Annotated in this window: 8 protein-coding genes; 6 read left to right on the forward strand and 2 right to left on the reverse strand. The window is 41.6% G+C overall.

Features of this window, described 5'->3' with window-relative positions; all coding sequences use genetic code 11:
• Window positions 1-113: 113 nt before the first annotated feature.
• The 6 genes from recC to H5154_RS03425 all read left to right on the forward strand — a co-directional run bounded on the left by recC (window position 114) and on the right by H5154_RS03425 (window position 11,549).
• Window positions 114-3,422 carry an exodeoxyribonuclease V subunit gamma gene (gene recC, locus H5154_RS03400; RefSeq protein WP_182717392.1) on the forward strand — a complete coding sequence of 1,103 codons (3,309 nt, stop codon included), beginning with the start codon at window positions 114-116 and terminating at the stop codon, window positions 3,420-3,422.
• Window positions 3,409-7,029 (forward strand): exodeoxyribonuclease V subunit beta, encoded by a 3,621-nt coding sequence (gene recB, locus H5154_RS03405; RefSeq protein ID WP_182717393.1) that lies wholly within the window; start codon window positions 3,409-3,411, stop codon window positions 7,027-7,029. The genes recC and recB overlap by 14 nt, the downstream gene beginning before the upstream one ends.
• Window positions 7,026-8,999: an exodeoxyribonuclease V subunit alpha gene (gene recD, locus H5154_RS03410; protein WP_182717394.1), complete on the forward strand. Its 1,974-nt coding sequence runs from the start codon at window positions 7,026-7,028 to the stop codon at window positions 8,997-8,999. Before recB ends, recD begins: the two co-directional genes overlap by 4 nt.
• A 135-nt stretch (window positions 9,000-9,134) precedes the next feature.
• Window positions 9,135-10,001, forward strand: a complete 867-nt coding sequence (blaCARB, locus tag H5154_RS03415) for a CARB/PSE/RTG family carbenicillin-hydrolyzing class A beta-lactamase (RefSeq protein WP_145233110.1) — start codon at window positions 9,135-9,137, stop codon at window positions 9,999-10,001.
• A gap of 164 nt (window positions 10,002-10,165) precedes the next feature.
• Window positions 10,166-11,029 (forward strand): PhzF family phenazine biosynthesis protein, encoded by an 864-nt coding sequence (locus H5154_RS03420; RefSeq protein WP_145233111.1) that lies wholly within the window; start codon window positions 10,166-10,168, stop codon window positions 11,027-11,029.
• A 115-nt stretch (window positions 11,030-11,144) separates the two neighbouring features.
• Entirely contained in the window at window positions 11,145-11,549 is a 405-nt protein-coding gene (locus H5154_RS03425; protein ID WP_145233112.1) for an MAPEG family protein, read from the forward strand.
• A gap of 25 nt (window positions 11,550-11,574) precedes the next feature.
• On the opposite strand, the gene H5154_RS03430 is transcribed toward H5154_RS03425, so the two are convergent.
• Both H5154_RS03430 and H5154_RS03435 read right to left on the reverse strand, forming a co-directional pair.
• Window positions 11,575-12,774, reverse strand: a complete 1,200-nt coding sequence (locus tag H5154_RS03430; RefSeq protein ID WP_182717395.1) for an Nramp family divalent metal transporter — start codon at window positions 12,772-12,774, stop codon at window positions 11,575-11,577.
• 408 nt (window positions 12,775-13,182) lie between these two features.
• A complete protein-coding gene (locus tag H5154_RS03435) occupies window positions 13,183-14,445 on the reverse strand; it encodes a valine--pyruvate transaminase (RefSeq protein WP_182717396.1) in 1,263 nt (420 codons plus the stop codon).
• Window positions 14,446-14,487 lie beyond the last annotated feature (42 nt).

Consider the following 14,487-nt stretch of genomic DNA (forward strand, 5'->3'; position numbering starts at 1 on the left):
AGTTAATTATTGTGCTAACTCGCTGATTTATTAATGCCAATTAGCGACAATGGCTACCCCTATAATTGAAAATATCTTACACTGTTTTTATCTCAAGCAAGAACAGTGTCGCTATGCTCAATATTATTCAATCTAACCGTATGGAAGCCCTGCAAGCGCAGTTTCATCAGCTTTTAAAAGTAAACCCATTAAGCAGCCCGTTTGATAAAGAAGTGGTGTTGGTGCAATCTCCGGGTATGTCGCAGTGGCTGAAAATTGGTTTAAGTGAAAGTTTGGGGGTGGCAGCACAGGTAGATTTTCCACTGCCGTCGAGTTTCATTTGGCAGTTATACCAGCAGCTATTACCGAATGTACCCAAAGAGTCGGCGTTTAATAAACCTAATCTTGCTTGGAAGTTATTTGCTATTTTACCAAACTGCATTGATGAACCGTTATATTTACCCCTTAAAACCTACCTAGCAGGTGATACTGACGGTCAAAAAACCTTTGCTTTATGTGAAAAAATAGCCGATGTATATGACCAATATTTAATGTACCGTCCGCACTGGATAGCCACATGGGACAGCGGCACTGATAAATTAGATGATGTAGATATTAGTATCGCGCCGTGGCAGCCTGATCTGTGGCGAAAAATAGTAGCGCATAGTCAAGTGCTTGGGCAAAGTCAGTTTCATCGCGCCAATATGCAAGGGCAGTTATTAGCCGCGCTTGATAAAATGGACAGTAGCTTATTACCAAAGCGGATCAGTTTATTTGGTATTTCAGCCATTGCCAGTTCGCAACTTGATGTGTTTGATGCATTAAGTAAAAAAACTGAGGTGTTTTTATTCTTTTTTAATCCCAGCGAACATTATTGGGGGGATTTAATTGATGAAAAAACTGCAGCTAAAATAACGGCTAAATACGCCAAAATGCCATTGCTGGAAGCGCAGCAAAAAAAGCAAAGTGAGCCAGAGCAAGACTACTATTTTATTGGTAATCCGTTGTTATCATCGTGGGGTAAATTAGGCCGTGATTACTTTGAACAACTGGTACAGCGTGACGCAAGCTGGATTGATGGCTTTATTGATGTGTTTGACGACAGTTTACTTGGTCAAATTCAAAGCGAAATTTACCAGTTAGCGTTTAAAGGTGAATCCCTTACTGACAATAAAGAATGGTTTATAAACGATGAAGGTAAGCTTGCAATAAGCGCTACCGATACCAGCATTGCTCTAAGTGATTGCCATACTCCACTTAGAGAAGTTGAGCGTTTGCACGATTACTTACTTAATTTATTTAATCAAAACCCCGCACTCACCCCAAAAGATATTATAGTAATGATGCCGGATGTTGGCACTTATAGCCCTTACATCGAAGCGGTATTTGGTGGTGCGCAGGGTAACCGTTTTATTCCCTATGCGTTAGCCGATCTAGCCATTGAGCAAGAAAAACCGGTACTGAGTTCGTTTGCAAGCTTAGCTGATCTGCCGTTTTCGCGCTTTGGTGTGTCAGATATCCTTGATTTACTGCAAGTGACGCAAATAGCTGAAAAGTTTAGTGTTGAAGCGCACGAATATGAGCAAATTCAATATTGGCTTGAGCGTGTTGGCGTCAAGTGGGGAATAAACGCCGAGCATAAGCATAGCTTTGATTTACCCGCGATAGAATTAAATACCTGGCAACATGGCTTAAACCGCTTATTGTTAGGTATTGCCCAACGTGATGAACAATGCCCGTTTAATGGCATATATAGCGCTGATGAAGTGGAAGGGATGGCACTTGATACACTCAATAAATTAGTGCATTTTATTGATGTATTGCAACACTTTAAACACAGGCTCACCCCAGACGACACGCTAACTAATAAAACCCTTATCCTGAGTGAACTATTAACGGCTATTTACGAGAGCGAAAGCGACGATAGCTGGGATTTACTGGTACTGCAAAAGGTGCTCGAAGAGCTGCAAAAGCACCATGATAATGGCGATTACACGCAAGTAGTGTCACAGCGTATTGTGAGTTATTTAATTAAACAAGGCATTCAAGAAAAAGGTGTAGGGCAACGCTTTTTAGTCGGCCAAGTGAACTTTTGTACGCTAATGCCAATGCGTGCTGTGCCATTTAAAGTGGTGTGTATGTTAGGGCTTAACGATGCCGATTACCCACGAACTGTGCAGCCGATTGGTTTTGATTTAGTGCCTTATTCGAAAAAGCAAAAAGGTGACCGATCGCGCAAATTAGATGACCGTTACTTATTTTTAGAAGCGCTGCTCAGTGCCCGTGATAACTTATACATGAGCTATATTGGCCGTTCATGTTTTGATAATCAACCGCGTATGCCATCAACCTTAGTGAGTGAATTACTAGAATACATTGGCCGCAGTTTCAAATTTGCTGAGCCAAGTGAGCAAACCTTGCCTGAGTGTTTGATCAATAAACAGCATTTACAGCCTTTTAATAGCCTAAATTATCAGGCAGATACCACTAATACGCTGCAATCCAATCACAGTTATAATCCAATTTGGTTACCCGCTCAGGCGATAATCCCAGAGCCACTGACGGCGCTTGAGGTCAGCGCACCTGAACATCTTGAGCTGGATATGTTTATCCGCAGCGTATGCAATGCACAAGAGAGTTTTTATCAGCAAAGTTTAGGGTTGCGTTTAGCACAATTTAACGAAGTAGCTAAAGATGAAGAGCCATTTAGTTTAGACGCACTGCAGCGTTATTTTTATCTCGACGAAATACTCGAAGCGGCTATTTTTGAGCAGCCCCTTAGTCGTGAGCAAATACTGCAACGAGGCGAGTTACCGCAGGCGCATGTTGGAGATTTGATCTTTGAGAAAATGCAGCACCGGGTTGATGCACTGGCAGGGCAAGTTAAAGAGCACATCAAGGGCGGCAAAAATGAACCGATTGAAGTTGCGCTAACACTTCACAGTGATAACAACAGTACTGAGCTTGAAGGCTGGTTAAATCATCTTTATCAGCACAAACAAGTGTTTTATCGTAGTGCCAGTATCAAGGCAAAAGATCTCATCAAGGGCTTTATATATCACCTTGTTGCGCAGTGCGTGGATCAACATGTAGAAACTGTATTACTTGGGCTTGATAAACAAATCACTTTTGCAGCTTTGGATAAAGCAGATGCCCAAGCACTGTTGCAAGATTGGTTTACTTTATATAACGCGCTACTTAAAGAACCCGTAGCGTTTTTTCCTGTGAGTGGCTATGAATACGTAAAAAGTGGTGGCGATATTGGCAAAGCAATGAGCAAATTTAGCCCACAATATATTGGCCGAGGCGAGGGCGAGAACCCCTATATTCGCTTAACAACGCAATCGTTGAATGAGTGCCAAGAGGAATTTATACGCTGGAGCGATATGCTACTTGCGCCGTTATTTGCACATGCAAAGGAGAGTGACCATGCAAGCGCTTAATCCACTTACGATGCCGCTTATTGGGCAAAGTCTCATTGAAGCCAGTGCAGGCACCGGTAAAACTTATACTATTACAGGTTTATATTTACGTTATTTACTCGGCATGCAAATCGCGCAACAACACTCATCGCCCGTAAATACTCCGTTGAGTGTTGAACAAATATTGGTCGTTACGTTTACCGATGCCGCCACCCAAGAAATTAAAGACCGTGTGCGCACTCGTATTATAGCAGCACGTGATGCACTGCTTGGCCAAGCAACAGAGGATGAGCTGATCAATGCTGTGATCGCCACAATCGATGATAAACACCGTGCATTTGATTTGCTCGATGCCGCCGCTAAATCGATGGATGAAGCAGCAATATTCACCATTCATGGTTTTTGCCAACGAATGTTAAAACAGCATGCGTTTGAGTCTGGTGTGGCGTTTAATTTGGAGTTTATTTTAGATCAACGGGAGATCTTGCTTGAAACCATTAAAGATTTTTGGCGAGTGTTTGTATATCCACTCAATAAAGAAAAAACCGATGCAATTTTAGAGGTATTTGCTGCCCCTGAAGCGTTATTTAGTAAAGTGGCCAACATACTTAATAAAGGCAATGCGCTGGTTACTCCGCAAATAAAACTAGATGATGTGTGGCAAGCACGCGAGCTATATCTTGGTAAAGTCGCGAGCTTTAAAAAAGCCTGCCTTGATAGCGAATTTATTGCAGCTGTAAAAAGCTCTGGCTTAAGTGGTGCCAAAACACCTGCACGTAAAGGTAGCCTTGCAGCGCTTGAGGCATTTTGTAAAGGTGATGAGCTATTTTTTGAGTTTGGTACAAACAAGTACTCTTATGAAATATGGAGTACTGAAAACCTCAGTGACGAAGCTAATTATAAAAAAAATCAGCCTTTGTTTAGTCATGTAATGCTTAGCCAGTTTGATGAAATGGCTAAGCTTGTTAACACTGTTAATCAAGGCTTGGCAATCGCTATTGTGCAACATGCGGCAAGTTGGGTTAAACAAGCCATTGTAAAACGCAAGCAAGAGCAAAGCGTTATAACTCCTGATGATTTATTAACTAATTTGCACAGTGCACTCAATACAGAGCAAGGCGCAGCACTGGCAGAAAAAATAGCGCAGTTGTTCCCGGTAGCGATGATTGATGAGTTTCAAGATACTGATCCCATTCAGTACGGTATTTTTAGTAAAATTTATAGCCAAGAAAACACCACGCTTGCCATGATAGGCGACCCTAAACAAGCTATTTACGGTTTTAGGGGCGCGGATATTTTTACGTACATTGGTGCTAAACACGAAGTGGCAAAGGAGCAGCAATTTACCCTTGGTACTAACTTTCGTTCCAGTAGCGATGTGGTTGCAAGCGTCAATGCACTGTTTAGTAAACACGATAACAGCTTTATTTATAACGATGCGATCCCGTTTAATCGCGTGGCGGCACAAGGTAAAAAAGCCGATAAATCGTTTTTAATAGATGGCCAACCTGCCACCGCCTTTGAGTTTTGTGTGTTTGCAGATAGCGCCGCAGATGAAAAAAATAAACCAACTAATAAAGGCATTGGCCAGCAACATTTAGCTAGCTATTTTGCCAATAAAATAGTGATCTTACTTGAGCAAGCACAGCAAGGGCGTGCGTGTATTGCGAATAAGCCAGTCACGGCGGCAGATATTTGTATTTTGGTGCGTGATCGGGTTGAAGCGCAAATTATGAAAAAAGCCCTCAGTGATGCCAAAATTGCGAGCGTGTACTTATCCCGTGAGAGTGTATTTAGCCAAGAGCTGAGCCATCATTTACTTAATTTTTTATCGGCTTTACATGGCCAATACAACGAATCATTGTTGCGAGGCGTGTTAGCTGGGCCACTATTTTGCTTAAGTTATAATGACATTTATGCCTTGGCTGATGATGAAGCACAGTGGCAAGAGCATCTTAACTTTTTTGCTTACCTGAGCTCTATTTGGTACAAACAAGGTGCAATGGCAATGCTTGAGCACTTACTCAGTCACAATCAATTAAGCGCGAAATGGCAAGGGTTGGGTTACAACGTTGAACGTTGGCTGACCGATTTTCGTCATTTAGGCGAGATCCTACAGCAAAAACAAATCGAGCTAGAGGGTACTTTACGGTTATTACGTTGGTTTGCGCAGCAAGTAAGTCAACAAGATGGTGAAACCGTGCAAGTACGCCTTGAGAGTGATGCCAATTTGGTAAAAATAGTCACTATGCATGCTTCAAAAGGGCTTGAATACCCGCTGGTATTTATGCCATTTGCCAGCGGTTATCGTGAAACGAAAGATGCGTTGTATCATCAGGATGGCCAGCTGATTTACGATCTCAGTAAAAACGATGATGCGTTACAAAAAGCGGAGCAAGAACGCCTAGCTGAAGATCTACGGTTATTGTATGTTGCACTCACTCGCGCCGTTCATTACTGCGCAATTGGTATGTATAACCTAGGCCAAGGACAAAGTAGTCGGTTGGCAATTCAAAGTAGCTCCTTAGGGCATGTATTATTTGCAGGACTTGATATCACCAGTAGTTTAGTGTGGCGCACGCATTTACAAGAGTTTTGTGCTGACAAACCAGCCATGAGCTATCAACAGTTTACTAGCGAAGAGTTATCTCAGCAGGGTGCATTATCACTGCAATCAAGCCAAACACAAAGTCACAGTGTGAGTGTTAATAAGGTTAAAGTTAAAATTGAACGTGATTGGCGCACCACCAGTTTTAGTGCGCTGAGTTTTAAAAGTCATAGCGAGCATTTAGAACCTGGGCGCAGCGACGAAGATCATCAAAAAGATGAGTTTGCCACGCAACAGGACGATATTCGCTCACCTTATAGCTTTCCCAAGGGGGCAAAACCGGGTAGTTGTTTACACGAGATTTTTGAGCAATTGGATTTCACCAGCCCAGAGCAGCACCCCACAAACCATGAGCAAAACCTAAGCGTGGTAGTTGAGCGCAGCTTAAACAAATACCATATTAGTGAGCAATGGCAAGAGACAACTGAGCAATGGGTGCTTGCCGCGTTAAACTGCCCATTGAATGAAAACGGTTTAAGCTTAAGTAAATTAACGCCACGGGATTGTTTGGTTGAAATGGAGTTTAATCTGCCAATTACCAGTTTAACGGCAAAAGGCTTGAATGAAACATTGATTAAGCACTTTGGTTTTAATCAAAGTAGGCTCGATTTTTATGATGTAAAAGGCTTATTAAAAGGGTTTGTCGATTTAATATTTTGTCATAACGAGCAGTATTTTATTTTGGATTATAAGTCTAACTTTTTAGGCAACCAGCCAACTGATTATGAGCAAGAGCATTTAGAGCAAGCTATGAGTAGCCACCAGTACCATTTACAGTATCTAATTTACACCGTGGCATTGCATCGGTTATTAAAACAACGGATCAACAATTACAGCATTGAGCAGCATTTAGGTGGCGTATATTACACCTTTTTACGTGGTATGGCAGATGGAAAAGGTGTGTACTTTAAAAAGTTGACCGCCGAGCAAGTTATTATTTTAGATGGGCTTTTTAGTCAAGGCAGTGTTGCCCAAAGCATAGATGAGGCAACCGAAAATAGCCAAGGAGCAATGCTATGAGCGTGTTAGATACCAATACAGCCATTGCAACAGCAGCGACGAACGACGTACAAATAGTGCCATTATTTGATTACCTACTTAGCGAAAACCGGCTACGAATGGTTGATATAAAACTGGCAGAATTACTGTGTAGCAGTGAGCAAACTCAACAACCAAACGACGTTTATTCACTGCTTTTATTACTCTGTTTATCGCAGCAAAGTCAGCACAGCTGTTTAGATTTAGCGCAGGTAGATTGGCGTAATCCGTTTAATTTACGCCAAAGTGATTTTACCAAACTAGCGGGCATAATTCCTGACACACTCAGCCCGTTTAACGACACATTTACCACCGCAGAGGCAATTAATTGCTTGCAAAACCATCCTAGTGTCGGGGAGACTAAACCGTTACAGTTACTTGAACAACGACTCTATTTTGCACGTCTAAGCGGTTATGAGCAAACACTGGCATCAAGATTGTTGTTAATGAGTGAGCGTAAGCTCGATATTGATAGCGATAAGTTAACTCAGTTACTTTGTGACTATTTCCCCGAACAAGATGCACCAGAGCAAGGGCTCGATTGGCAAAAGGTTGCCTGTGCGATGGCAGCAACCAAAGGCTTTAGCGTTATTACCGGTGGCCCAGGAACAGGTAAAACCACGACCGTGACTAAGCTACTAGCAATTTTACAATCGCTTTATCAAAATGCCCCACTGAGTATTAAGTTGGTGGCACCGACAGGCAAAGCCGCTGCGCGATTAAGTGAATCAATCCTTGGGGCAAAACAACAGTTAAAAGATAAAATAAGCGCTGCTATTACGCCGCTGATCCCAGAAAGCGCGCAAACGATTCACCGGTTACTGGGGGTAAAACCGTTTACTAATAAGTTTAGGCATAACCGCAGTAATCCATTGCATTTAGATGTATTGATCATTGATGAAGCGTCGATGGTTGATTTATCGCTGATGGCTAAACTAATTGAGGCCTTACCAGAGCATGCGCGACTTATATTACTCGGTGACAAAGACCAGCTTGCCTCGGTTGATACCGGCAGTGTAATGAGCGATTTATGCCAAGGTTTAGTGCTTGGCCAAACACCAAGTTATTCAGAGGCGCGTTGCGCTGAACTAAACAGCTTATGCTTTAATAACCAGCGCAAATTAGTCGCAGGTAATAGTCAATTCAAACTGGCCGACTGTATCGCGTTTTTACAGCACAGTTACCGTTTCACAGCCGACAGCGGCATAGGTCAATTAGCATTAGCGGTTAATACCAATAACAGCGGCAAGCTCAATTATGTAGAGCAAGAGCTGAGCAGCGGCCAATTTAAAGACGTTATTTTAGACTATGACATTGTAAGTAAACCGATTGATAAACTAGTACAAAGCGCCGCCAGTAAATACGCTCAGTATCTTAATTTAATTAAACAACACGCGAGCGTACAAGACATACATAAAGCTTTTGCCAGTTACCAGTTGTTAGCCGCAGTACGCGAAGGCGATTATGGCGTTCATAGTTTAAATAAACGCATTGAAACGCAATTAAGCCAGCAAGGATTGATTAATGTAAACTCAAATCAGCGGCATTATTTGGGCATGCCGATTATGATTGCGCAAAACGATTATCAGCTAAAACTATTTAATGGAGATATTGGGATTTTAATGCACGACGACAGTGCCCAGCTCAAAGCCATATTTATTGACGAGCAGGGCAATCAACGGGCATTTTCACCAGCCAGACTACCAGCCCATGACACAGTTTATGTAATGACTATTCATAAATCACAAGGCTCCGAGTTTGCCTATACGGCTATGGTACTGCCACCACAAAACCAAGCAACTGCCGGCATCAACCGCCAGTTAGTCTACACCGGCATTACCCGTGCTAAAAACACTTTCGAGCTGGTGGCTGATAAAAAAGTGTTGTTAATGGCAATGAATAAATCAGTCAGCAGGGCATCAGGATTGTATGAGAGGTTGGTGGAGTTTTGAAAGGGAAAGCTTTAAGTTTTAAGCTGCTTGCTCTGACCCCGTTAAATTTATCATGTAGGTCAAGCTTTAGCTTTTTTGTTGTCACAGATGCTTTGATATAAAATGCTGGTTAATCAGAATCATGGGATTAAATAGATGAATTCTTTATTGGTTATTTTGCTTTTAATACCATTTGTGGCATTTTCACATAGCCCAAAATTTCAACAAGTGGAGCAAGAAGCTAGGTTAATCGAAGTGACGCTTTCGGGCCGGATAGGGGTAACGGTTCTTGATACTAAAAATGGAGAATACTGGGATTACAAAGGTGATGAACGCTTCCCTTTGACAAGTACTTTTAAAACAATTGCTTGTGCAAAGTTATTGTATGACTCTGAGCAAGGGGATATTAATCTTAATAGTACAGTCAAAATTAAAAAGACAGATCTTGTGACGTATTCTCCGGTTATAGAAAAGTATGTAGGACAAGCAATAACCCTTGATGATGTGTGCTCTGCAACCATGAAAACAAGTGATAATACCGCGGCAAACATCATCATAAATGCAGTAGGGGGCACAGAAAGCATAACTGATTTTGTAAGGCACACAGGGGATGAAAAAACTCGCTTAGACCGTTTTGAGCCCGATTTAAATGAAGGAATACCAGGAGACTTAAGGGATACAACGACTCCTAAATCAATAGCAAACACTTTAAATGAGCTATTATTCGGCTCAACACTTTCTCCAATGAGCCAAGAAAAGTTAAAAACATGGATGGTCAATAACCAAGTAACTGGTAACTTGTTGCGCTCAGTGTTGCCTGAAGGTTGGAACATAGCCGATCGTTCCGGGGCTGGTGGCTTTGGTGCTCGAAGCATTACAGCTGTAGTATGGAGTGAACATCAATCACCGATCATAATTAGCATCTACATAGCGCAAACTGAGGTCTCAATGAAAGAACGCAATGAGGTGATCGCTAAACTAGGGAACTCCATTTTTAAAGTTTATACATCGCAGTCTCGTTGATAAAGCTAACGTTGAGGTCTTTCATGGATAAAGAGTTAAGTCTGATGATCCTGCCAGAACAGCTAAACCATTGAATCAAAATAGCAACTCGGCTATGGTTGATGGATTAAAAGATAAATAAAACGAGTCACTCTTAAGGCTCGTTATAGAGGGAGTTGGTACAGGTGGATATTGAAGTTGCTTTGGTAAACGCGTTTACAGTAAATGGCAAAGGTGGCAACCCTGCAGGCGTTGTTTTTAATGCTGACAGGCTCACAGATGCTCAAAAATTAAAAATTGCTCAAGTTGTCGGGTATTCAGAAACGGCTTTTGTTGCTAGTGATAATGAAGCTGATTTTGAGGTGTCTTTTTTTACTACAACAGCAGAAGTTGATTTTTGTGGTCATGCTACGCTAGCTACTTTTTCTACTATGTTCCAAGAAGGTATGCTTACTGCGGGCACTTATGTTCAGCGCACCAAGGCTGGCATGTTATCTGTGAGTATTGAACCAAATGGTAAGGTTGTCATGGAGCAGCAATTACCTGAAAAAATAGCTGGTTTTTCATATCAAGAAATTGCCCATGTGATAGGTATTGAAAGTAATATACTTGAAAGCACAAACTTACCTATTGAAGCTATCTCAACAGGACTAGCCGATGTCATTATTGCTGTTCCTCATGGCTATTTAGATGCAATAGAGCCAAACGATGAACGTATCGCTGATTTTTGCAAACAGCATAACCTTGTTGGCTTTCATGTTTTTGAGCTTTGTGAAGTGCAAAGTAAACATACAGCCAGCTGCCGTAATTTTGCTCCTTTGTTTGGTATTTCTGAAGAGTCAGCAACAGGAAGCTCTTGTGGGGCTTTAGCATGTTACCTTACCGAGCATCTTGCTGAGTTAGGGAGTGAATATGTTTTTGAACAAGGTAGGGCTATGAATTGCCATTCAATAATTACAGCATCTGTTGAGTCTAACAATTCAATAATAAACAGCGTAAAGGTGGGTGGTTTTGCCAATAGTATAGGCTCAGTAATAGTCGCCGTATAACAGCTACTCTCTTAAGCCTAGTAATTGACAATAGCGTACAATTGACTGTTTTTATTCTATGTTGAAGAAGCTTGTTTTAGCGAAGGTTAGATTACTTTAAAGGACTCAGTGTGAAATGAATACTATATTTTTGCCCATGTTCGCGCACGTGATTTTGTGTGTTGTGCTATATGGTTTGCTCACTATTGCCAGAGCCCCAAGTGTATGGGGGCTTGGTAAAAGAGCGGATGGCTCTAATCCATTTCAATCTATACAGCCAAAACTCAGCGCTAATTTGAGCAACCAATTCGAGTGGCCGGTATTTTTTCATCTGGTTTGTGTGCTTTTAATTTCTACTGATTCAACAATTAGTTCAGCTTATTATTTGCTAGCTTGGGTCTTTATCGCTGGGCGAGTGTTGCACAGTGGTGTTCAAATATTCACTTCAAACATCAGGCTGCGAGGAAGTGTTTTTACAATTAACTTCATCGCAGTACTCGCAATGTGGGTGATGTATAGCATTGAAAAAATGAGCAGTTAACAAGGTGGAAAGACTCGCAAACGTATCAAAAAATCAAACTAAACAGCTTGTAACCACTTAAGCCAAAAATAAGCACTAACACCGGTAAAGTAAGCAAGTTTACCAACATTGAGTTGGTGTATTTGCCCATTACTGTTTTTTGGTTAACCAGCCACACTAGGTAAGTGGTGACAATAGGCAGTAATAAGCCATTTGCGGCTTGAGCAAAAATTATCACGGCAACAGGGTCTAAACCCAGAGACGCAACCGCTGCACCAAATAATAAAATAACAATGGCGACACTTTTAAAGCGGGTGTTATCCATTTTATTTGACCAACCTAACATGCCACATACTGCATATGCACCGGCAAGGGGAGCTGTTATTGCGCTGGTTAAACCTGCTGCAAATAAGCCAATAGCAAAAAAGTAATGGGCAGCATCGCCAAGTAATGGCTCAAGCTGCACCGCCATATTAGCAGCGCTAATTTGCCCTGCATCTGTGCCATAAAATGCCACTGACGCGGTTGATAAAATAGCCAGGGTGATCACGCCACCTAAGGTGATAGACACACCGGTATCGATGTTGGTTTCTTTAATTACTTTTTGTTTGTCACTTTCGCTGTCGTGGCGAGCAGCCAGTACACCCGAATGCAAAAATAAGTTGTATGGCACTATGGTAGTGCCTACCAATGCTAAGACTGTGGTGACTGAGCCCTCTGGAATGCTAGGAATAAAGCCTGCTAACACATCACTAAGCGAGGGAGCTGCCATAACAAGCGTAGAGATAAACACTAGGCTCATTAAAATTACTAATAATATAAGCGCGTTTTCAACAACTTTGTGTTTACCGCTGTAAAGTAAAACCGCACTTAAAAATGCAATGAGTGGCGTCCAAAGTTGGGCATTTACCTGAGGAAATATTTCAATTAACCCCATGCTGGCACCGCTTAAATTACCAGCCTCGTAGGCGGCACTGCCAACACCAATGGCGCTGATCACTAAAAATATAGCGAGAGATTTAAATAGGGGCGTTTCAATGTGAGCTCTTAGCGCTTGCGCTAAATCTTGCCCGGTGGCTACGCCAAGGCGCGCCGCCATAGATTGTAATAATATGGTGGCAATAACTGAAAACAGTAATGTCCATATTAGTGCAAAACCAAAGTTTGCACCTGCCACGCTGGCAGTCGTAATAGTCCCTGGTCCAATGAAGGCAGCGGTGACGAGTAGTCCTGGTCCTAATCGCATAATTGACCTTAATAGTACTTTTGTATATTGCTATTTAAAGTTACATCTAACGTTTTATAACGCGATGCCTGTATTATTGCTGCCACTTATATTAAGTGCCTTGCAGCGATAGCCGCCCCTTGGCAAACCCTTTTTTGATGATAATCATATGTTAAAAAAGGTCGCGTAGCATACCAACTTATATATAAATTTAAAGGGGGTGTGGCGCGTTTGCACAAAATTAATACAATCAATAAATAACAGTAATAACCGCTTACCTCAGTTTAGGGCTTATTTAACGGCTTAGAGGATGACTGAATAACCTTAAATTGTTCACAGGTTTATGCCAATAACTATAGGCACTATAAACGCTTTGCACGCATTGTATTCAAACAGAGGGTTTGAATGCCCCACACAATATCACTCCATTCATGCCATCACTGCTTTAATGGCCTCTAAGCCTTTTCGCAAAGTGCTGGCATCGGTTGCATAATTAATGCGAATACACTGGTGTTTGTGTGCCCAAGCATCATCAATACCAATAAAAAAATTATGCCCGGGAATAATATAAACATCCTGCTCTTTGAGCTTTTGGTAAAGTTGTTCGCTGGTTATTTTTGCCTCTTTAAACCACAGCCACATAAAAAATGCGCCTTCTACTTTGTGTAAGTAAACGGGGAGGTGGGCAAATATTTCATCAAATAAGTTCATTGCTGTTTGTGCTTTTTCTCGATAAAAAGGCAGCACTGAATTTTTACACAGCGGGAGGAGTTCATCCTCATTAATTAGGCGCGTTACTAAACTTGGGCCAAAACTGTTCGGCGACAAAACCATACTGCCATTTACACGGCCAATGGCTTTAATTATGTCATTGTTAGCCACTACAATACCGGTTCGCAAACCCGGTAGGCCAAGCTTTGAAAGTGACATGCATAAAATAATGTTTGAGTTCCAGGTTAAGTTTGCGTCGGTATAAATACACCCAGGGAATGGGTCGCCGTAGGCGTTATCAATGATCAGTGGGATATTATATTGCTTAGCCAATAAATCGAGATGCTGTACTTCTTCATCAGTAATGACATTGCCTGTTGGGTTAGTCGGGCGAGACACACACAGTGCGCTAATGCTGCTGTCGCTTGCTAATACTTGCTCAACAGCTTTAAAATTAATGATATATTTAAATTGGTTTGAGCCACTTTCAGTATTTAAAATTTCGATATCGGGCTTTATTGCTACAAACATATCGTCAGTTAAGCCTTGATCTGCATAGCCTACATATTCAGGTGCCAGCGGAAATAAAACCTTTTTATGGCTTCCATCAGGCATACTGCCAGCTAACAGATTAAATAACACAAAAAAATTGGCTTGGCTGCCATTACCAAGCGCTATATTATTTTGGGTTAAATCCCATGAGTATTCACTTTTTAGTTGCTTGGCCAGAGCTGCACGAAATGCATCATTACCCGTAGGGCCATCGTAAAGTAAAAATACGTTGGAAAGTGTATTATTAGCAACAAGCTTTTGTAACTCATTGATAAAAATATCATTAACCTCAGGCACTAGGGCCGGATTACCACCACCGAGCATAACAATATTTGGATTGTTACTGTTTTTAGCATCGCCTAAATCTTCCATTAACTGTGTAATACCATTAGGTTGAGTAAATTTAGTGCCGAAGTTTGAGTAATCCATAATGACCGTGTGCCTTAAAAAATGATAAGTTAGTGTAAATTA

Origin of the sequence: Pseudoalteromonas sp. SR44-5 (assembly GCF_014163675.1) — a bacterium.
Taxonomy (GTDB): domain Bacteria; phylum Pseudomonadota; class Gammaproteobacteria; order Enterobacterales; family Alteromonadaceae; genus Pseudoalteromonas; species Pseudoalteromonas rhizosphaerae.

Bases quoted from the DNA above. Each gene is read 5' to 3' on its own strand.
- recD (WP_182717394.1), top strand. From the start codon at position 7,026: ATGAGCGTGTTAGATACCAATACAGCCATTGCAACAGCAGCGACGAAC.
- recB (WP_182717393.1), top strand. From the start codon at position 3,409: ATGCAAGCGCTTAATCCACTTACGATGCCGCTTATTGGGCAAAGTCTC.
- H5154_RS03435 (WP_182717396.1), bottom strand. From the start codon at position 14,445: ATGGATTACTCAAACTTCGGCACTAAATTTACTCAACCTAATGGTATT.
- recC (WP_182717392.1), top strand. From the start codon at position 114: ATGCTCAATATTATTCAATCTAACCGTATGGAAGCCCTGCAAGCGCAG.
- H5154_RS03430 (WP_182717395.1), bottom strand. From the start codon at position 12,774: ATGCGATTAGGACCAGGACTACTCGTCACCGCTGCCTTCATTGGACCA.
- blaCARB (WP_145233110.1), top strand. From the start codon at position 9,135: ATGAATTCTTTATTGGTTATTTTGCTTTTAATACCATTTGTGGCATTT.
- H5154_RS03425 (WP_145233112.1), top strand. From the start codon at position 11,145: ATGAATACTATATTTTTGCCCATGTTCGCGCACGTGATTTTGTGTGTT.